The organism is Streptomyces sp. NPDC104202 (assembly GCF_055584185.1).
Window position 1 is genome coordinate 157,747 of the sequence record NZ_JBVJMN010000004.1, and the last position, 20,238, is coordinate 177,984.

Annotated in this window: 10 protein-coding genes and 1 pseudogene; 3 read left to right on the forward strand and 8 right to left on the reverse strand. The window is 72.2% G+C overall.

The features are described 5' to 3' along the window. The first annotated feature begins 240 nt into the window (after nt 1-240). A complete protein-coding gene (locus ACZ60W_RS04595) occupies nt 241-1,314 on the forward strand; it encodes a DMT family transporter (protein WP_469753883.1) in 1,074 nt (357 codons plus the stop codon). Here ACZ60W_RS04595 and ACZ60W_RS04600 read toward each other — a convergent pair. From ACZ60W_RS04600 to ACZ60W_RS04625, 6 genes and pseudogenes are all read right to left on the reverse strand, one after another. Then, nucleotides 1,195-2,667 (reverse strand): transglycosylase family protein, encoded by a 1,473-nt coding sequence (locus tag ACZ60W_RS04600; protein ID WP_469753884.1) that lies wholly within the window; start codon nt 2,665-2,667, stop codon nt 1,195-1,197. The genes ACZ60W_RS04595 and ACZ60W_RS04600 overlap by 120 nt on opposite strands. Nucleotides 2,668-3,227: 560 nt before the next feature. After that, nucleotides 3,228-3,653, reverse strand: coding sequence for an aspartate 1-decarboxylase (panD, locus tag ACZ60W_RS04605; RefSeq protein ID WP_469753885.1), 426 nt, complete (start codon nt 3,651-3,653; stop codon nt 3,228-3,230). Between the two features lie 214 nt (nt 3,654-3,867). Beyond that, a complete protein-coding gene (locus ACZ60W_RS04610; RefSeq protein ID WP_469753886.1) occupies nt 3,868-4,470 on the reverse strand; it encodes an SMI1/KNR4 family protein in 603 nt (200 codons plus the stop codon). Next, on the reverse strand, nt 4,467-11,975 hold the full coding sequence (locus tag ACZ60W_RS04615; protein ID WP_469753934.1) for a LamG-like jellyroll fold domain-containing protein: 7,509 nt from the start codon (nt 11,973-11,975) through the stop codon (nt 4,467-4,469). Before ACZ60W_RS04615 ends, ACZ60W_RS04610 begins: the two co-directional genes overlap by 4 nt. 558 nt (nt 11,976-12,533) lie before the next feature. Continuing rightward, nucleotides 12,534-15,026 (reverse strand): annotated as a pseudogene (locus ACZ60W_RS04620) (DNRLRE domain-containing protein); the annotation flags it as partial. 418 nt (nt 15,027-15,444) lie between these two features. Further along, nucleotides 15,445-16,233 carry a DeoR/GlpR family DNA-binding transcription regulator gene (locus tag ACZ60W_RS04625; RefSeq protein WP_469753887.1) on the reverse strand — a complete coding sequence of 263 codons (789 nt, stop codon included), beginning with the start codon at nt 16,231-16,233 and terminating at the stop codon, nt 15,445-15,447. A gap of 492 nt (nt 16,234-16,725) precedes the next feature. On the opposite strand from ACZ60W_RS04625, the gene ACZ60W_RS04630 reads away from it, so the two are divergent. Together ACZ60W_RS04630 and ACZ60W_RS04635 are read left to right on the forward strand one after the other, a co-directional pair. Beyond that, a complete protein-coding gene (locus ACZ60W_RS04630; protein WP_469753888.1) occupies nt 16,726-17,676 on the forward strand; it encodes an SIS domain-containing protein in 951 nt (316 codons plus the stop codon). Between the two features lie 96 nt (nt 17,677-17,772). Next, on the forward strand, nt 17,773-18,609 hold the full coding sequence (locus tag ACZ60W_RS04635; protein WP_469753889.1) for a class II fructose-bisphosphate aldolase: 837 nt from the start codon (nt 17,773-17,775) through the stop codon (nt 18,607-18,609). A 105-nt stretch (nt 18,610-18,714) separates the two neighbouring features. On the opposite strand, the gene ACZ60W_RS04640 is transcribed toward ACZ60W_RS04635, so the two are convergent. Next, nucleotides 18,715-18,996: a hypothetical protein gene (locus ACZ60W_RS04640; protein WP_469753890.1), complete on the reverse strand. Its 282-nt coding sequence runs from the start codon at nt 18,994-18,996 to the stop codon at nt 18,715-18,717. A gap of 263 nt (nt 18,997-19,259) precedes the next feature. Next, the gene (gene opcA, locus ACZ60W_RS04645) at nt 19,260-20,171 is read right to left on the reverse strand and encodes a glucose-6-phosphate dehydrogenase assembly protein OpcA (RefSeq protein WP_469753891.1); all 912 of its coding nucleotides are present in this window, start codon (nt 20,169-20,171) and stop codon (nt 19,260-19,262) included. Nucleotides 20,172-20,238: the final 67 nt, after the last annotated feature.

A 20,238-nucleotide genomic window follows, 5' to 3' on the forward strand; every position in this document is an offset into this window, starting at 1 on the left:
TCGCCACCCACCGTAGTCACGCGGCCCCGGGCACCGGCCTCCGGGCACCGATTTCACGAGTGCTCCGGGGCCTCCCGAGCCCTCCCCGCGAGGCCGGAAAAGTCGCTTTGCACCCGTTGCGACCTGCGACGGCGTACATCCGGAGGCGTACGCGGCGGCCGTGTACTGCGCCAGGGGTACGGGCGAAGACGTCCCCTGGTACGACGACGCGATCGGCCGGGAAGAGAGATCGTGGAGAGTATGAGTCCTCTCATGCTGTCCGTCGTCCTCGCCCTGGTCTCCGCGGTCGCCTACGCCTCCGCGGCGATCGTGCAGGAGCGGGTCGCGGCCTCCGATCCCGGTGCGGGCTACGCCCCGCTGCGCAACCCGGCCTGGTGGGGTTCGGTCCTCCTCAACGGCGTCGGCGCGGCCCTGCACGTCGCCGCCCTCGCGTACGGGCCGCTCAGCCTGGTCCAGCCGCTGGGCGCGCTCACGATCGTCTTCGCACTGCCCCTGGCCGCGGTCTTCGTCGGCCGCCGGGCCGGACGGCGGGCCTGGCGCGGCGCCGTCATGGCCACCGCGGGCCTGGCCGGACTGCTGAGCCTCACCAGCGGCGCCGAGTCCGGTGCGCCCGCCGACGACGAACGCTGGCTGCTCACGGCGGCCACGTTCGGCGCCCTGGCCGTGCTGTTCACCGTGGCGCGCCTGATGGGGCGCTCGGTGCTGCGCAGCATCGTGCTGGCCGCCGCGGCGGGCGTCTCGTTCGGCATCGCGTCCGTCTTCACCAAGGCGGTCGCCGAGGAGTGGACGCCGAGCGCCCCGTTCGCCGAGTGGACGGCGCTGCTCGTCCTGTCGGCTCTCGCCGTGGCGGGGCTGCTGCTCTCCCAGGCGTCCTACCGGGGCGCGGGGCTCGCCGCCCCGCTGGCCACCGTCACCGTGGTCAACCCGGTCGTCGCCGCGGCCGTGGGCCTCACGCTCTTCGGCGAGGGCTTCCGGTACGGCGCCGCCGGCACCGTCGCCGCGCTGATCTGCGGCGCGGTGGCGACGGGCGGACTCGTCCAGCTCATGCTCGACCGGATGGCCGTGCCCCCGGAGACGGCGTCGGAGTCACCGGCGGCCGCGCCGTCGGCGGCGCGGCCGGACCGGGGACCGGAGCCGGCCCGCAAGGCGGCGGTCCGGACGCCGGCCGGGGACCGCGGGACGGCGGTCCGGGAGTCAGAGGCCGACTCCCCGGGCCCTGAGGTAGGCCAGCGGGTCGATGTCGGATCCATACCCGGGACCCGTGCGCACCTCGAAGTGGAGATGCGGTCCCGAGCTGTTGCCGGTCGATCCTGAGCGCGCGATGCGCTGACCGGCCTGCACCCGCTGGCCTTCCCTGACGGTGAGAGCGGAGAGGTGCGCGTACTGGCTGTACCGGCCGTCGTCGTGGCGCAGCACGATCTGGTAGCCGTACGCCCCTCCCCAACCCGCGGAGACGACCCTGCCGCCGGCCACGGCCTTGACCGAGGTCCCGGTGGGCACGGGGAAGTCGACGCCCGTGTGGTAGCCGCTGGACCACGAGCTGCCGGGCTTGCCGTAGCGGGTCCCGATGCCCGCGGAGACCGGGGCCGAGTAGCGGGGCTCGTCGGTGTCGGCGACCGGGCGGGGCTTCGGTGCCGGCTTCGCGGCGGGCTTCGGGACCGGCCTGGCTGCCGGCTTCGAGACCGGCTTGGCCACGGGCCGGGGCGTGGGGGTGGCGGCGGGGCGCGTGGCGGTGCCGGCGGACGGCCGTGTCACGGGCTTCGCCGCGGGGCGGGACGCCGGCTTCACGGCGGGCTTCGTCCCGGGCCTGCTGGCCGGGTGGGAGGCGCTCGGCCGGGGCTGCGGTGTCGCGGGCCGCGCGGCGGGCGGCTGGGCGGTGGCGGGGCGGGCCCCGCCGGTCCGCGGGGCGTCCTGCGCGGGCCGCGCCGTCCTGACGACCGGGACGGGCTTCGCCTCGTCCGCCTTCTTCGGCGCGGCGATGCGGAGGGTGAGCCGCTGGCCCGGGTGGATGAGGTCGGGGTCGTCGCCGACGACCGACCGGTTCGCCTCGTACAGACCCTTCCAGCCGCCCCGCACGTGCTCGTCGCGGGCGATCGCCGACAGCGAGTCGCCGGGCGTCACGGTGTACATCTCGCGGACGGTCGGCACGTCGGTCGGGCCGGCGGGCCGGGCGGGCTGCCCGGGTAACGCGCGCTGCCCGGGCAGGGAGGCGGTGCGGGGCGCGTTCCCGCCGCCGGGCGCCTGCCCCTCCGCCGCGCGCGCGGGGTCGCCGCTCTCCGGCGCGGGACCGCCGCGGGCGAGGCCCGCGCGCGGGCCGCACGCCGGCCAGGCACCGGGCCCCTGCCCCTTGAGGACGCGCTCGGCGACGGCGATCTGCTGGTCCCTGGAGGCGAGGTCGGCGCGCGGCGCGTAGTGCGTGCCGCCGTAGCTCTCCCAGGTCGACTGGCTGAACTGCAGCCCGCCGAAGTAGCCGTTTCCGGTGTTGATGCGCCAGTTGGAGGAGGACTCGCAGGACGCGACCTTCTCCCACACGTCGAGCGACGCCGCCTGCACCGCGCCCGCCCCGATGAGCGGGAGCGCCATCCCGGCGCCTCCCGCGGTGACGGTGAGCGAGGCGCGGTTGATCCGGCTCGGCTGGTGGCGACGGTGACGTCCGCGTACGGCCATGGGTGGGCCCCCCTTGAACACAGCAGCAGCCGTCCAAGTTAGGGGTGGCGCACGCTCCGTGACAAGGGCTTCGCGGAACCTCAAGCCCCCTGTGTCACCTTCCTGTTGACGCGCCTCCGTGACCAGCAGGTCCCGGCTGCGGCTGAGGCTCGGGTTCCGGTACGGGCCCGCCGGGCTGCGGCGGTCCGGGGTCCGGCGGGACCGGCACCGGGTTCGGCGGCGGCACCGGCGTCGGCGTCGGCGTCGGCGTGGGGGGCGTGGGGGGCGGGATCGGCGACGGGGGCAGCGGATCGGGATACGGGTGCGTCATCACGGACCTCTCGGTCGACGGGCTCCTGCGGACGGGCTCCGCCTACCCAGGGTCGCCCGCCCGACGCACCCCCGCCCGCCGGACCCCTCGTTCGGGTCATCCCGCGTCGGCCCCCAGGAGCGGGACGGGGGGGGGGGGGGGGGGGGGGGAGAGCCACGCCCCCCCCCCCCCCCCCCCCCCCCCCCCCCCCCCCCCCCCTCTCCGGAGCCTCCCTCCGGGCCGCCGCCCCTCCTGCGCGCGCTCCCTCGGCTCAGACCTGCGCGGCCACCGCGTGCGGCGGGCGCACCGTGTCGCTCCCCGGGACCGGCGCGGACGCGTCCGCCCCCAGCTCCACGATGCGGTTCTCCCCGTCGACGTGCACCACGCGCGGCACGAACGTCCGCGCCTCCGCGTCCGCGACCTGCGCGTAACTGATCAGGATCACCAGGTCCCCGGGGTGCACCAGATGCGCCGCCGCCCCGTTGATCCCGATCACCCCGGAGCCCCGCTCCCCCTCGATCACATACGTCTCCAGCCGCGCCCCGTTGTCGATGTCCACGATGTGCACCAGCTCACCGGGCAGCAGATCCGCCGCCTCCATCAACTCCGCGTCGACCGTCACCGACCCGACGTAGTGCAGGTCCGCCTGGGTCACGGTGGCCCGGTGGATCTTCGACTTGAACATGGTACGGATCATGAAAATATCTCCCGATATGTCTGCTCCCTGCCTACATTTCGCAGGTCAAGGGCGGTCTTCGGAGCGTACAACCCTTCGCGTGTTCGGTCAGCTGTCCCCAGGTGTCTCCGGACTCACATTCGCCAGGGCGGCGTCGGGCCCGCTCCCGCATGACAGTGCACCCCGCGCCGGTGGATCCGGCGCGGGGTGCACTGTCATTCATGCGGGACCGTGACTACAGGCCGGCCCATGGATCTTCATCGTCGAAGAGGTCGGCCTCCTCGCGCCAATGGACGAATTCCTGAGGGATTTCGTTCCACAGCGTCTCGTCACCGAACGGATTCCCGTCCCATTCACCGACGAAGGTCCGGCGAAGGAACTCCGCCATACCGCAGGCGTACTCCTTCCAGGCGTCCCGCTTCCGATTCCTGAAAACGGTCACCGTCCAGTCGTCAGGATCGGCCGCCGACGTGCGCCAACAGGCGATGTCGCCGACCACGGTGATGCCCCAGGCGATGACGGGCGGGAGAGCGCCCGCCTCGGAGGGGAGGCCGGAGGCCGGCCAGGTCGCGAGGGCGTTGGCCGTCTCCTGCCCCATACCGTTCGTGCCGTCCAGAGCCGGCGTGCTGGGGTGGATCACCTCGAATGACTCGCTGATGCCACCCGATCCGTACTCCGCCATGAAGGCGACGTAGTCGGAAGGGAAGGCGGTGCCCCATGCCGCTTCGAGCGCCGGCCAGTCCACCTGCTCGTTCTGACCGTGGTCCGACGGCATCAGCCGCCGAAGTGATGCGATGCCCGGGTGCTCAGGGCCGGATTCGCTGGGATCGGTGCTCACGGGGTGGCTCCAGTGGGTATGGGGTCGGTCGTTCCGGGCTTGTTCCAGGTGCCGAGGTTGCGCCATTGCTGGAACCTCGGACTGTAGATGGAGTTCGGAACGATGCCGTCCTTGCCCTTGATGCTGAGTCCGGGCCGACCGTCCTCGTACCATCCCGATGCCGTGATGGTGAAGGACGTGGGCACCGTTCTGTTCCCTGAGTAGTGGGGCTCGACGGTGTACCGGACGATCTGCCCCTCGTCGACCGCCTTGCGCACCTTCTCCTCGATGCTGCGCATGTGGTCAGTCATGTGCCCCGGGCCCACGACCTGCGCGTTGGCCTGGCGGGAGCACGTGGCGAGGTTCGCGAGGTCGGTGCCGGAACCGCCGAGGTCGGATCCGATCAGGTGGCATGCGTTGATGCTGTACTTGGGCTCAAGGCCCAGATACCTGGCCGTCTTGCCGGCCCACTTGTAGCCCGGCGGCTTGATCCCCTTCTTCGTCCCGGTGCCTCCCTCGACCTCTGCCGCGTCGAGGCATGCCTCCGCCGTGGTCGCCCGGTTCCCGTTCGCGGCGTCGGGAACGCCGTATCGGGTCCAGCCCTCGCCGCCCTCCCGACAGTCACGCGCCTCATCGTCGGTGCCGGTGGCACCGCCCGGGCCCGGATCCGCGCCAGGCGCGTCCTGGGTGTCCGGGACCTGGTCCGGGTTGAGCACCGTGTCGGTGCCGCCCGCCAGCAGGGCGAGGAGGTTGGCGCCGCTGACGGCCATGTCGACGGCCTTGGTGGCGGACCAGACAGCCGTGCTGGGGTTCCAGTCCGGCTTGGGGATGTGCTTCGGCGCCGGGGGCGGGTTCTTGCCGGTGTAGGGGTTCTGCGGCTCCCTCGGCTGCGGGGGTGCCGTCGGCCGCTTCGGACGGGTCAGTGTGGCGGTGCCGCCACGGCTCCGGCCGCCGCCCGAGTAGTTGTGCCCACCGCCGTTGCCGCTGCTGGTACTGGTGCTGCCGCCGCGGTGGTTGCGCATGTACTGCTTCTCGGCCTGGAGGTCGTCCCGGCCGCCCCAGTTCCCACTGCTGCTGTTGTCGCGGTACTGCTGTGCGGCACAGCTCGGCTTGCTCAGGCAGTCGGTGTTTCCGATGCTGTACTGCTCGGCGAGGAACGCCTCCCAGAAGACGCAGCCGGCGGGTCCGCCGAGCAGCCTCTTGAAGAAGAGCGACTTCTTCTGCTTCCTGATGTCGAAGCAGTCCCACACGAGATGGCCCGACGGGTCGATCCCGTTCATCGGGCTCGCGTTGGCATAGGTGTAGCGGTTGGCCTGGACCGACGGGTTCGGGTCCAACTGCCAGGTGTCGCGGCTGGTGAAGCCGCCGGTGCCGGGCTGGTACCAACGGGCCGCCATGTTGACTTCGCCGGTGGACGCATCGGTCCAGCCGGACTGGTAGCCGACGGCCGGGTTGGTGCCGCTGCCGGCGGTGACCTTGCCGGAGGCGTCGTACGCCCGCGAGGAGCTGACCGTGGTGCCGTCCGCCGAGAGGCCGGCGACCAGGTCGGTGTGGCCGTCGGTGACGGCCAGCCGCTCCGAGCCCGCGGTCCCGGTGGTGGCGCTGGCGAGCAGCGTGCCGCCGGGGGTGCGGGTGTAGGTGGACGTGCCGTCCTTGACGAGGTTGTTGGAGCCGCCGTCGTAGCTGAAGGCGGTGCCGTTGTGGGTCATGACCCGGTCGAGCGAGTCGTAGGTGAAGTTGCTCGTGCCGTTCGACACGGTGCGCTCGAAGGCGTCCGAGTTGATGGTCCGGGTGATGCCCGCGTCGGTGACCGACTTGACCGTTCCCCGCGCGGAGTAGTCGAACGTCTGGGTGCCCCAGGCCGTCAGCCGGTTGCGCGAGTCGTAGCTGCCGGCGATGTCTCCCTTCTTCGTGAGGTTGCCGGCCTTGTCCCACTCGTAGGCGGTGGTGGTGCCCCCGCTCGTCTCCGAGGTCATTCGGCCGGCGAGGTCATAGGCGTACGTCCGGGCGCCCGCGCCGGCCGTGCCGGCGGTGGTCTTCTTGACCATCCGGTTGTCGAGGTCGTACTCGTAGGCCGTGCCCTGGACGAGGGCGCCACCGCTGGTCTTCCTGACGCTGTCGTCCGCGAGGCGGCCGAGGCCGTCGTAGGTGTACGAGCGTTTCGCGCCGACCGTCCACGTGCCGCCGGCGCCGGGGCGGGCGTACTCGTCCACCGTCGGTCGTCCGGCCGCGTCGTAGCTGCTGCGCACCCGGGTGCCGGTGAGCGGGTCGGTGGTGGTGTCGAGGCGTCCGGCGGTGTCGTAGGTGAAGGCGGTGGCGCCCGCCGCGTCGGTGCGGGAGGTCATCTTGCCGTCCGCGTCGTACGCGTAGGACGAGGTGCCGCCCGGACCGTCCGTGGTCAGGATCTGGCCGCGGTCGTTGTAGGTGTAGGTGTTGCCCGCGAGAGCCCCGTCGCCGCCGACGCCGGTCAGACGGCCGGCCAGGTCGTAGGAGAGGGACCGCGGACGGGTGGCCACGGCGGTGCCGGAGCCGGTCTCGGCGGTGAGCCGGTCCAGGTCGTCGTACGTCTTCTGACGCTTGACGTTGCCCGGGAGCAGCTCGCTGACCAGGCGGCCGGCCGCGTCGTAGACGCTCGTCCACGTGCGGTTGGCCGCGGCCGGGTGGAGGGTGGTGCTGGGTTCGATCGTGGACTCGGGCTGGCCCCACGCGTTGAACGTGTAGTAGGTGATCTTGCCTCGGCCGTCGGTCAGGCGCGTGCGGTTGCCCGCCACGTCGTAGCCGAAGGTCGTGGTGATCGAGTCGGCGGCCGTGGCCGTCACCGGTTCGACCTGCTTGGTGAGACGACCGAGCGCGTCATAGGTGTACGTGCTGCGCGCGCCGGTGGCCGAGACGGATGCGGTGACGTTGCCGTCGGCGTCGTATTCGGTGGCGAACGTGCGCAGGGCCGTCGCACCGGTCCCGTAGTCGGACACCGAGAGCGGCCGGCCTTCGAGGCCGTACGCGGTGACGGTCCTGCGGCCGGTCGCGTCCTTGCTCTCGGTCTGGCGGCCGAGGCCGTCGTAGACGGCGCTGCTGGTGCCGCCCGCCGGGTCGGTGACCGTCAGGCTCTGACCGGCCTTGTCGTAGGTCGCGGTGGTGACGCGGCCGCCGGGCGTGGTCGAGGAGACCTGGTTGTTCGCGTCGTCCCAGGTGAAGCGGGAGACGAGGTTCTGGAGGGTGGGCCTGCGCTCGACCGTGGTGGCGGTCAGCTTGCGGCCCAGTTCGTCGTAGGTGGACTCGGTGCGTGCTCCTGTGGGGTCGGTCGCGGTGAGCGGCAGGCCGGTCGGGGTCCAGGTGTAGGTGGAGACTCCGCCGCCGGAAAGGCCGGTGGAGGTGCCGTTGAAGGTCGCGGCGCCCGGGGCCTGGAGGCCCTGCGCCCCGGCGACGGCCGGGTCGGTCTTGCTGGCCAGGTAGCCGAGCTGGTCGTACCCGTAGTACGTGACGCGGCCCAGCGGGTCGGTCGTGGAGGCCGTGTTGCCGACCTTGTCGTACGTCGTGCGCGAGACGGCCGTGATCGGCGCGGTCGCGCCCGGCGGGGTGTAGTCGGGCAGCGTGAGCGCGACGGTGCGGCCCAGCTTGTCGGTCTCCGTCCTGGTGACCAGGCCGCGCAGGTCGCGCGACTCGGTGGCCTCGCCGAAGGTGTTGTAGCCGACGAGGGACTTGGGGGTGACGGTGGTGGCCGCACCGCCGTTCTCCTCGGCCTGCACCTGCGGAGCGGTCTGCTCGACCAGGCGGCCCAGCGCGTCGAACCGGCCCGTGCTCGTGATGCCGCGCGCGCTGGTCTGGGTGAGCGGGAGGCCCCGCTGGTCGAACGTGGCCGACGAGACCCGGGTGGTGGTGCCGTCGGTGACGGTCTGCTTCACCGGGTTGCCCACCGCGTCGAACTCGGACGTCGACGTGATCTTCTTCCCGGTGCCGTCGATCGACTGCGTCTGCTCGGTGAGCCGGTCCTCGGCGTCGTAGGCGAAGGTGGAGACCCGGTTCAGTCCGTCGGGGTCGAACACCGAGCGGGTGGTGCGGCCGAGGGCGTCGACGGTGTTCACGGTGGTGGCCCCGCCGTTCGCGGTGGCCGACACCGGGTTGCCCGCGCCGTCGTAGACCGTCGCCCCGAGGAGGATGTCCTTCTTCGAACCGTCGGCCTGGGTGACCTGCTTCGCCGTCGTCGTGGCCTGGAGGCCGTCGTCGTAGTAGGTGAAGGCGGTCGTGGCGCCCATCGCGTCCGTCGTCGAGGCCAGCCGTCCGGCCGGGTCGTATGCCTTCGAGGCAAGGACGAGGTCGCGGGTCCGGCCGGACGGGTCGCCCGTCCAGTTCTTCAGCACCGACTCGGCCGGCCGGCCGCGCTTGGTGTACGTGGTCGTGACGACGTTGCCCGCGGGGTCCGTCGCGCTGATCACGCGCCCGAGGGCGTCGTGGCTGTACGTCGACTCGTTGCCGGCCGCGTCCGTCACGCTGTCGTTCAGGCCGCGGGCGTCGTAACGGTAGGTGGTGGTACGGGTGGCGTCGCCTCCGGTGGTGTCCTCCGTGGATTCGGTGAGCAGGTGCCCGTCCGCGTCGTACGTGCGGCTGATGCGGGCGGTGTGGGTGACTCCGGTGATCTCGTTCTTCACGCCCGGGCCGGTCTCCCCGACGAGACGCGACATGGCGTTGTAGGCGTACGTGGTGGTGACGCCGGCCGGGTTGGCGTCGGATACCTGGGTCTCGGTCGTCTTCCGGCCGATGCCGTCGTAGGTGTACGTCGTCACCGCGCCGGAGGGCGCCGTCGACTTGGCCAGGTCACCGCTCGCGAAGTACGCGTAGGAGACCAGGGCTCCGCCGGTGGACTTCTTGGTGGCGACCAGGCCTGCCGGGGTGGTCCCGCCGCCCACCGCGGGTTCGCTGCCCGTGGTGTACGTCGTCGACGCCGTGCGGCCGTCGACCGAGGTGACCGTGTCGGTCAGGCCGAGGGCGGTGTACGAGGTCGTCGTCCGGTAGCGGTTGTCCGTCGCGCCGGAGGAGCGGCCGTCGCGGATCGCGGTCTGCTTGCCGTTGCGCAGGTCCAGCGGGTCGGCGGGGTTGTGGTAGTACTCCGCGAACGAGGTCCAGCAGGAGTTCGCGTCCCGGCAGGTCGTCGTGGAGACGGTGTTGCCGCGCTCGTCGTGACCGGTGATGGTGGCGTGGCCGTTGGGGTCGGTGACCGTGTGCAGGAAGCCACCGGTGTCGTACGCGTACGTGGTGACACCGCCGTCCGCGTTCGTCGAGGCCGTACGGCGCTGGCCGCGGACCGCGTCGAAGGTGCTGGACGTCTTGGCGCCCGTCGGGTCGGTGACCGTCACCGTCGAGGACAGCGAGGAACCCGAGGCGTAGGCGCGCGCCCCGTGGTGGCGGGCGACCTGGTCACCGGTGAGGGCCCGCGGGTAGACCGCGACCTCGTCGATCTGGCCGGTGAAGTACTGCACGCCGTCGCCGGGTGATGCGGGCCACCACGAGGTGTAGCCGGCGCCGATGTAGGCGCGCTGATTGGTCTCGTGCGTGACCGGCACGGTGGTGGTCTGGGCGACCTGCGCGCCGTCGAGGTACAGCGTGTGGGTGGATCCCAGCGCCGTCACCACCGCGTGGTGCCACTCGTTGTCCGTGACCGTGTTCGGCGAGGTGTTCGTCGCCGCGACGCCGCGGGTGAAGTACTGGCCGTGCAGCTTGTCGTCCGAGCCCACGTACAGGACGGGCGCGTAGCCGACGGCGTCCGGGAGCGGCTTCTCCTGGTCGCTGAAGAGCACGCCCGGCTTGGCGGTCCTGAACCACAACTCGACGGACAGGTCCGTGTTCGGCAGGTGCCCGCCGGGAAGTTCGGCCCAGCCGTCACCCTTGAACTCGGCGGCCGTACGGTCGCCGGTGCCGAACGCGCCGGGCTTGCCCGGCACGGCCTTGCTGTAGGTGCCGTCGGCACCGACGGCGGCGACCTTGTTCACGACGGTCGTTCCCGCCGACTCGTCCAGCTGCCAGTAACCGGCCGGGGCGTCCGCCATCACGACGCCTTGGTACTGGTCGCCGTTGCCGGCCACCAGGCGGTTGCGGGCCTTGAAGTGGTCCGCGACGGTCTGGGCGGTCAGCTCGCCGGAGTAGAACGCGGCCTCGTCGAGCTGTCCGGCGAAGTAGCGGGTGGCCGGAGCCTGTCCGTCCCAGGCCTCGCTGGAGTAGCCGCCGCCGAGGTAGGCGTGGTTCAGGGTCTCCGGCTTGACCGTGCCGGGCTGAGAGCCCAGCTTGACGCCGTCGAGGTAGAGCGACTGGCCGGTGGGTCCGCCGGTGAGCACCGTGTGGTGCCACTTGTTGTCGGTGACCTTCACGCCGCCCATGACCGGCCAGCCCGCGGAGGGACCGGTCCAGAAGTGGCCGCGCAGCTTGCCCTCCGCGTCGATGACCAGGCTCGGGTTCCACATCTGCGGAGTGGTGCCCAGCTCGGTGTTCTGCAGCGCGAGCAGGACCCCGCTCGGCTTGTCCGTGCGGAACCACATCTCCACGGAGAGGGAGGTGGCCCCCGCGATCGACTCGCTCGGGACCGAGATGGCGCCCTTGGTGCCGTCGAGGGTGATCGCGCCGTCGTCGCCGTCGAGGAACGCGCCCACACGGCCGAGCGCGACGCCGTCACGGTAGGAGCCGTTGCCGCCGGCGGATATCTCGTCCGCGGCCGCGGCACCGGCGCGGTCGCCGAAGCGCCAGTAGTTGACCGGAGACGAGGCCAGTACGGCATCGCTGTAGGCCTGCGAGCCGGCGGCGTACCGCGGCTCGGAGATCTGCCAGACTCCGCCGTTCTCGTCCGTCACCTTCGTGGCACGACCGGTGTCACCGTCGTATGCGACCAGGGCACCCGTCCGGCCGGACGGCAGGGTGGACTTGGTCAGCTTCGCCCCGCCCGTGCGGGCGTCGAAGCGGGCCTTGATCGCTCCGGCGTCGAGCGCCCGGTGGTAGACCGCGACCTCGTCCATGAGGCCCTTGTAGGAGCGCGTGCCGTACGTGCCGGCGCCGTCCCACGACTGGTCGGTGAAACCGCCGCCGAGGTACGTGTACGTCTTGGTGGAGTGGCTCACGGGACCCGCGAGGGTGCCGACGGCCTGACCGTCGAGGTAGAGGGTCTGGCCGGTGCCGGAGCTGGTCAGCGCGGCATGGTGCCAGGCGTTGTCGGTGACCGTGGCCGTGGAGGTGATCGGGACGAGCCCCCCGTTGGCCTTCTCGAAGGCTCCGCGCAGCTTGCCCGCCGAGTCGACGGCGAGCACGGGGTTGTAGACGTGGGGGTGCGTCGGGCCCAGCGGGTCGTCCTGGAAGCCGACGAGGACGCCGTTCGCCGTGTCCGTCTTGAACCACAGCTCAACCGACAGCACGGTGGAGGGTGTCAGGGTGGATTCCGGCAGCTCCACGTAGGAGGTGGTGCCGTTGAAGGAGACGGCCTTGTTGCCGGTCGCGCCCAGCACGCCCGTGGACCCGAGCGTCACGTCACGGTAGTGGCCGGCGTTCATGCCGGTGCGGGAGACCGCCTCGCTGGCCGCGGACTCGCCCTCGGTCTCGTTCAGCCGCCAGTAGCCGACCGGGCCCGCGTCCTGGACCATGCCCCGGTACTGCGAGCCGGCCGTGTACTCGTACGTCGAGCATGCGGTGGTCGAATCGGGCGGGCAGACCTTGGTCAGCTGGTCACCGGTGTACGTGTACGACCACTTGAGTGCCGGAGCGAGCGGGCCGACGGCGTCGGTGGACACGGAGGCGACGTGTGCGCCGCTCCAGGTGAACGTCAGCGCGCGGTTCGACAGTGCGTCGGTGGCCTTGGTCAGCTTGCCGGTCGTGTACGTGAGGAGCTGCTCGCGGCCGTGGCCGTCCTTGAGCCTGGTCAGCCGGCCCGACGCGTCGAACGTGTGGATCGTGGCCGCCGCGTCGCGCAGCGTCCAACCGCCGCCCGTGACGGCGGTGAGGACATCCACCGAGCCGGCCGGGGCACTGTACGTGCCGTCGCTGTTCTTGCCGAAGCGGACCTGGCTGCCGCTGTCGAGGGTGACGACGACGCTGCCGTCGGGCTCGGCGACGGCCCGCATGTCCCAGCGGGTCGCCCATCCGGTACCGAAGGCGTTGGCGGTACGCGGGTCCTGCGAGTTGTAGGTACGCGTGACCGCGAGCTCGGGGCCCGCCGACGGCACCGCCGCGTCCGTGGCGGCGGTGGCGTAGTTGCCGGCCCGCTCGCCGAAGGTCCGCCCGCTGTCGGCGCCGCCCAGGTGGGAGGTGATGACGGGCTGCGGGACCTGCGTGGTCAGGATCGACGGGGCGGTCCGGGATGACTGGTCCTTGCCGTCGTTGGCGTACGCGTACCAGGCGTACGTCTTGGCCCAGTTCAGCCAGCCGGCCGGAACCGTCCAGCTCTCGGAGGCCGCGTGCGTGTTGCCACGGCAGTTCTTCCGGACGTCCTTGCCCTCGACCTCACACACCTCGAACTGGTACGTCAGCGAGCTCGGGGACTTGTCCAGGTCGGTCGCCTTCGCCCACAGCGTCGGATTGAGGGTGTCGACCACCGTGCCGCTCGGCGGGGCCGCGCCCGTCACGTACGGCGGCGAGTTGACCGCGTCGAAGCGGACCGTCGGGCCGGGGACGCCGTCGTCGACGAAGCTCCGTACGCCGTACTCGTCCATGGTCCACTGGATCGTGTACGTGCCGGGTGCCAGCGGGGCGATCTTCGCGTCGACGGTGGCGGAGGCGCCGGGTGCGACGTCGTAGGGCATGGGGGTCCACCGGATCTTGCTCCAGTAGTCACCGCCGACCTTGTTGCCGTTCGCGTCGAACAGGTCGTAGCGCAGCTTGAAGTTGCTGCTCGCGCCCCAGGTCTGCTGCCCCTGGTTGGTGACGGTGACCTTGAAGGCGCCCTCGCTGGTGGCCGTCGGGGGCTGGACGAAGCCGCCCAGGCCGTACGTGGCACCGTACTTCGACCACGTCACGTCAAGACTGGGCTTGCCGCCGGGGTAGTTGTCGGAGCCGAACTTCTTCCAGCTGTAGGAGTCGTTCGTGGCCGCCTTCACGGCCAGGCCGTAGTTGGCCTTGCGGCCGTGCGTCCAGTCGTCGACCAGCTTGCGGCCGGCATCGCCGAGCGGGATCGACTCCCACGCGGCGGCGCCGCAGGGCCAGCTCGTCGAGCCTTCCGGGCGCCACGCGTGCGCGAAGGACTTGGAGCCCAGGGCGCCGCCGGTGGCGGGACCGGGGTAGCTGTTGGTGCTTCCCTCGGACCAGTTCGAGGTGATCTCGTGGACCGTCACCGGCCGTGCGGTGCACGAGTACGAGAAGGTGTTGTAGAGGCTCAGGTTCGCATTGATGACGAATGCGTTCTTGAGGGTGGTGTCCAGGCCGTTGAACTTCAGGAAAGAGGCGGCTTTGTGGCTGCCTCCGTCGTACGTGCCGGCCTTGAGTTCGGTGGAGCTGGAGAAGTTCTGGCTGTACGGCGACTCGACGTAGGTGCCGGAGGCCGCCTCCAGGCCGTTCACGGAGGGGTCGACCTTCACGGGGAAGACCCGCTCGGGGGCCGACAGCCACGTCCGGTCCAGGGTGACGACCAGGATCTGCCGGGATCCTTCGCGCGCGAGACCGTAGGTGACGCCGGAGGAGATGGCACCCTCGTCGGAGTGGGGCGCCTTCTTGGAGTCCTCCATCCAGCCGGCCGGCATCCAGCCCTGCCGGCGGCCCGTCGTGTCGTGGAAGGTGACACCGCCTCGACCGTCGAGCTTCGCCGTCAGGCCCTTCAGGGCCAGCGGGAAGCGCCACTCGGTCGGTGCGGTCCTGTCCTTGAGGATCAGCGTCTCCTTGACGGAGTCGCTGCCGGCGATCAGTTCCACGTCGGCCGAGGGCCGGACGTCGGGGTACGTGATCGCGCTGCCGGCCACCCGGCCCTGCGAACGGGCCGCGCCCTCGATCGAGTAGCCGATCGCGGTGGAGTCGTCGACCCCCAGGCGCACGAACGTTTCTGCGTCGGCGAACTCCGAGAAGTAGATCTTGTCCTCGGTCGACTTCGCCTGCCAGCCGGCCCCCGGGGCCTCCTCGTCGCGCACCGGCGGCGGCGACTTCGCCAGCCGCGTGTCGACGACCTGCCACGTGCCGTCGCCGGCACGGAAGTTGACCCGCTCGTTGTAGTAACGGGTCGTGAAGGTGCCATCCGGGTTCGCGAACGTACGAGCGTCCGCGGTCCGCTTGCCGGGCACCTCCGAACTGGCCTTGGGATCGAAGCCCTTGGGCGCGGCCCGTCGCGGAGACGGGACCTTGCGGTACGAAGGCAGCTGCGCCTTCGGCGCGTCGCCCAGCTTCGTACGGGTGGTACCGGAGTCCGGCGCGAGTTCGCCGCGGCCCTTCAGGGCACCGCTGCGGCCACCGGACGCGGCGGCGTCCGTGGCGTCGCCGGACGCGCTGTGCCCACGCCCACGGGCCGATGCCCAGTTCTGTTCGGGTAGTTCGCCGGCTCCTGGGCCGGATCTGGCCTCGCCCCAGCGGTTGGCCGCCAGGGCTGCCTGTTCTGTGCCCACGAGCACAGCCATGATGAACGCCATGAATATGACGATTGGACGCGCGATACGCACCTAAAGCTCCCACGGAAATGATCAGTGGGGGGTAGTCCTATCCGGACTCACAGGGAACTCACAAACTCCGCACAGGATCCGACGAACTGGACGGCGGCCAGGAGGTGTGGCCATATCACCCATGTCGTGATGGATCTTTCCAACTCGCCACCTGCGAGCAGTGATCCCGTGACGGACGTCACGCCGCCGAGAGACTGTTCGCCACGGCGACGTCGAGCCCTTGGAGCCGCTCGCCCGGACCGGAGAGGGTCCGGCATGTCATCGCGAGGGTCGGGGGTGTCACGCGGACGCCGACTCGCCGCAGGTCAAGGCGCCCCGCTGAGCCTGACGACCGTGCGCGGGCCGGGTCAGCCGTGCCGGGGTGTCGCGGGGCCCACACCGGGGTGGGTCAGACGGTGACGACCTCGATGCCGGCATCGGTGAGGCGGATGGCCGTGTCGGGGGCGAGGCCGGAGTCGGTGACGAGGACGTCGATGCGGTCGAGGCCGCAGATGCGGGCGAAGGCGCGCTTGCCCATCTTGGAGGAGTCGGTGGCGAGGACGACCTTGCGGGCGCGGGCGGCGAAGAGGCTGCTGATGGCGGCCTCGTCCTCGTGGTGGGTCATGACCCCGAGGTCGGGGTCGACTCCGTCGACGCCGAGGACGGCGACATCGAGCACGACCTCGTCGAGGACGCCGCGGGTCAGCGGGCCGACCAGTTCGTAGGTCTGGGGGCGGGCGACGCCACCGGTCAGGACGATCTTGAACTGGGGGCGGACGGCCAGCTCGGCCGCGATGTTGAGGGCGTTGGTGACGATGGTGTACGCCGGGCCGGACGGGGTGTCCGCGCCGCCGGCGGTGCGGAGCGCCAGGGCGCGGGCCACCTCGGTGGTGGTGGTGCCGCCGTTGAGGCCCACGACCTCGCCCTCCCGGAGGAGTTCGGCCACGGCGCCGGCGATGCGCTGCTTCTCGGAGACCTGGCGCGAGGACTTGTAGCGCAGGGGGAGTTCGTAGGAGACGCCGTGGGCGAGGGCGCCGCCGCGGGTGCGGACGAGGAGCTTCTGCTCGGCGAGCTCGTCGAGGTCACGGCGGATGGTGGCGGGCGAGACCGCCACGGCCGCGGCCGCGTCCTCGACGTCCAGGGACCCGTCCACCGCGAGCAGCTCCAGCAGCCTGCTCCACCGCTCCTGCTTGGACATGCGTCGCACCCCTCCGTGCCCCGGTTCCTCGGTGCGCGCACGGCGGCCGGGCGGGCCGGCCGCGTCGCCTCGGGACGACGTGCGCGGACCCGATCGTATCGGTGCCGCCCCCTCCGTCCTCCGGGCCGGGCCTCCTGCGCGCGCTCCGGTGTCCGCGGGGTACTGCCTCTGGACGCGGAGAGCTCTTCGATGTTTACTCCACTCATCAAGGATGCTCGAAGTTGCGCTAACAATCTGCTTTGCAAGCAGATTCCTGCATGGAGATGGTTCGAAGCTGATGGATGGTCGCTCCTTTCCCGACACGGATGCGCAGCCTTATCCGCCTCGCCACCCCCGAACGACGGCCGCCACGAAGGGTCCCGGTCCCGTGTGCCCGGCCTCGCCTCTCCGTGGAGGAGGTGGCGCCGGCCCCCACCGGGTGATCCCGCCCCCGTCCGCGCGGAAGCCCATCGCGCGTCCGCTCCCCTGCTCACTCCACCCAAGGAATGCTCCGTGACCACCTTCGAAACGTCCCGCACCTCGGCCGAGATCGCGTCCCAGCCCGCCACCTGGAGCCGCGCGGCCGGCTCCGCCGCCTCCCACGCCACCGCGCTGCCCCGCCGGGGAGAGCGCGTCGCCGTGGTCGGCTGCGGCACCTCCTGGTTCATGGCCCACGCCTACGCGCGGTTGCGCGAGAGCGGCGGACACGGCGAGACCGACGCCTTCGCCGCCTCCGAGTTCCCCTCCGGCCGCGCCTACGACCGGATCGTCACCCTGACCCGCTCCGGCACCACCACCGAGGTCCTGGACCTGCTGGCCGGAGTCAGGGGCTCGGTGCCGACCACGGCGGTCACCGCCGACCCCGCCACACCGGTGATGACGCTCGCGGACCACACCGTCGTCCTCGACTTCGCGGACGAGGAGTCGGTCGTGCAGACCCGCTTCGCCACCACCGCCCTGGTGCTGCTGCGCGCCCACCTGGAGTCCGAGGGCGTCCTGTCCGCCGGCGTCCGTCCCCTCGCCCGGGCGGTCGAGGACGCCCGGCGCGCCCTCGACGTACCGCTGGGGCCCGACCTGTGCGGGGCCGAACAGATCACCTTCCTCGGTACGGGCTGGTCGTACGGTCTCGCGCTGGAGGCCGGGCTGAAGATGCGCGAGGCCGCCGGGGCGTGGACCGAGGCGTACCCCGCCATGGAGTACCGCCACGGCCCGATCAGCATCACCGGCCCCGGTCGCGTCGCCTGGCTGTTCGGCCCCGCCCCGCGCGGCCTCGCCGACGACGTCGCCCGCGTCGGCGGGCTGTTCCGCGGCGCGTCGACGGAGGCGCCCGGGGACCTCGACCCGCTCGCCGACCTGATCGTCGCCCAGCGCCTGGCCGTGCGCCTCGCCGAGGCCCGCGGCTACGACCCCGACCGCCCCCGCAACCTCACCCGGTCCGTGGTGCTCGGCCCGCCCGCCGCGTAGAGGCCGACGCCGCTCCGCCCTCCGACCCCGTCCGCCCGCAGCACCCGCGCCGACGCCGTACCGGCTTCTCGGCGACCGCCCTCGTGGAGAACCCCCATGCCCCTCACGTCCACCGACGACATCGTCGGCCCCGCCTACGCGGGCGCCTTCGGCGTCGGAGCGTTCAACGTCGTCCAGATCGAGCACGCCGAGGCGATCGTCGCCGGCGCCGAGCGGGCCGGTCTGCCCGTCATCCTGCAGATCAGCGAGAACACCGCCCGGTACCACGGCGCGCTCGCGCCCATCGGCCTCGCGTCGCTCGCGGTCGCCCGGGCCGCGGCCGTCCCCGTCGCGGTGCACCTCGACCACGCCGAGACCGTCGCCCTCGTCCACGAGGCGGTGGAACTGGGCTTCACCTCCGTGATGTTCGACGCCTCGCGGCTGCCGTACGGGGCCAACGTCGCCGCCACCCGGGAGGTCACCGAGCACTGCCACCGCGCCGACGTCTGGGTCGAGGCCGAACTCGGCGAGGTCGGCGGCAAGGACGGCGCCCACGCCCCCGACGTCCGGACCGACCCGGGTGAGGCCCGGGCGTTCGCGGAGGCGACGGCCGTCGACGCGCTGGCCGTGGCCGTGGGCAGCTCCCACGCCATGCCGACCCGGGACGCCGGCCTCGACTTCGGCCTGATCGCCCGCCTCCGGGACTCCCTGGGCATCCCGCTGGTCCTGCACGGCTCCTCGGGGGTCGGCGACGCGGACCTCGCCAAGGCGGTCGCCGCCGGGATGACGAAGGTCAACATCTCGACCCACCTCAACAGGCTCTTCACCCGGACCGTGCGCGACCGTCTGCTGACCGGGCCGGAGGTCGCCGACCCGCGCACCTACCTCGGTCCGGCCCGTGACGCCGTGGCCTCGGAGGTGGCCCGGCTCCTGGAGATCCTGGCGGGCCGCTGAGCCCCGTCCCCGGCCGGGACTCCCGCCGGGCCGGTGCGGAATCCCGGCCTCGCGCGGAGCGGCGCCACGGCGGTCTCCGCCGTCGTGGCGCCGCTTCCTGCGCGTTCAGACGCTGTTGGCGTCCAGGAGGCGGCGGGTGCGGGGGCTGGCGCCGCCGAGGGAGAGCGGGATGCCGAGCCCGGCGCACATGCGGTGGGCCCGGGCGAGGGCACTGAGCGTGGCCGGCGCGGGGTCGGCGACGGGGAGCTCGATGACGACCCGGAGGGGACGGTGGTCCTGGACCAGCGCCTGGATCTGGAGCGCGGCGGCGGCCCGGTTGGTCACGTCCAGGTCGTGGTGGAGGGTGACGTGCAGGGCGTCCGTCCCCACGGTGTGGCTGATGAGCATCGATTCCCTCCGCACAGGACGAATGGAGGCCCACGGCGACCGAGCGGCATGGGCGGTTCGTCCGAGGATGTCACGGGAAGCACCGTTGTGGCCGTCTCGTGGCACGTACGGCGTGGAGTGTCTGACCCGGGAGGTCCAGCCGGGCCGGCCGGCGAAGAGGCCGCGGGCTGAACCGCGGGTGCCCGTACACGCCGGAGCCCGGACCGGGGAACGGTCCGGGCTCCGGCGTCTCGTGGCGGGGTGTCAGACCTCGCCGGGGGGTGTCAGACCTCGCCGCGGAGGGCGGCGGCGTACGCCTCGTCCGGGTCGAGGCGGCGGAGCTCCTCGGCGATCAGCTCGGCGGTGGTGCGCACCTTGAGGGCGAGCACCCGGCTGGGCTGGCCGGGGATGGCGAGCCGGGCGACGGGGCCCTCGGGGCGGTCGATGCGGATCTCGCCGTCGGCGGTGTCCATGCGGACGGCCGTGACGACGGGACCGTCGGTGACGACCCGGTCGACGGGGACGCGGAGCCGGACCTCGAACCAGCGGGCCAGGAGTTCGGCGCTGGGGTTCTCCGCCTCGCTCTCGACGGCGGCCGAGGTGACGGCGAGCGGCGCCTGGTCGAGCGCGGCGGCCAGCATGGAACGCCACGGGGTGAGCCGGGTCCAGGCGAGGTCGGTGTCGCCGGGGGCGTAGGAGGCGGCGCGGGCCTCCAGCGCGGCGAGCGGGTCCTCCACCGCGTACATGTCGGTGATGCGGCGCTGCGCGAGCGACCCCAGCGGGTCGCGCGAGGGGACGTCGGGGGCGTCGACGGGCCACCAGACGACGACCGGCGCGTCGGGCAGGAGCAGCGGCAGGACCACGGAGTCGGCGCGCGCGCCGAGTTCGCCGTGGAGCCGGAGCAGGACGGTCTCGCCGGAGCCGGCGTCGGTGCCGAGGCGGACCTCCGCGTCGAGCCGGGCCTCCTGCCGCCCGCGGGGCGAACGGGCGTGCCGCTTGATGACGACGAGCGTGCGGGAAGGGTGCTCCCGCGAGGCGTCGTTGGCGGCCTTGACGGCGTCGTAGGCGTTCTCCTCGTCGGTGACGACGATGAGGGTGAGCACGGCGCCGACGGCGGGTGTGCCGACCTCCCTGCGCCCTCGCAGGATCGCCTTGTTGATCTTGCTGGAGTTGGTGTCCGTCAGATCGATCTTCATGCGCGGCCCCCGTCCCTTCCTCTGCGGCGAGCCTAACCCTCCCGCGCGGCGGACGCGTGCGGGTCCC

What these genes read in the sequence shown, in the direction of transcription:
- panD (WP_469753885.1), bottom strand. Translation starts at nt 3,653, where the DNA reads ATGATCCGTACCATGTTCAAGTCGAAGATCCACCGGGCCACCGTGACC.
- ACZ60W_RS04625 (WP_469753887.1), bottom strand. Translation starts at nt 16,233, where the DNA reads ATGTCCAAGCAGGAGCGGTGGAGCAGGCTGCTGGAGCTGCTCGCGGTG.
- ACZ60W_RS04600 (WP_469753884.1), bottom strand. Translation starts at nt 2,667, where the DNA reads ATGGCCGTACGCGGACGTCACCGTCGCCACCAGCCGAGCCGGATCAAC.
- ACZ60W_RS04640 (WP_469753890.1), bottom strand. Translation starts at nt 18,996, where the DNA reads ATGCTCATCAGCCACACCGTGGGGACGGACGCCCTGCACGTCACCCTC.
- ACZ60W_RS04615 (WP_469753934.1), bottom strand. Translation starts at nt 11,975, where the DNA reads ATGAACGCCGGCCACTACCGTGACGTGACGCTCGGGTCCACGGGCGTG.
- ACZ60W_RS04595 (WP_469753883.1), top strand. Translation starts at nt 241, where the DNA reads ATGAGTCCTCTCATGCTGTCCGTCGTCCTCGCCCTGGTCTCCGCGGTC.
- opcA (WP_469753891.1), bottom strand. Translation starts at nt 20,171, where the DNA reads ATGAAGATCGATCTGACGGACACCAACTCCAGCAAGATCAACAAGGCG.
- ACZ60W_RS04635 (WP_469753889.1), top strand. Translation starts at nt 17,773, where the DNA reads ATGCCCCTCACGTCCACCGACGACATCGTCGGCCCCGCCTACGCGGGC.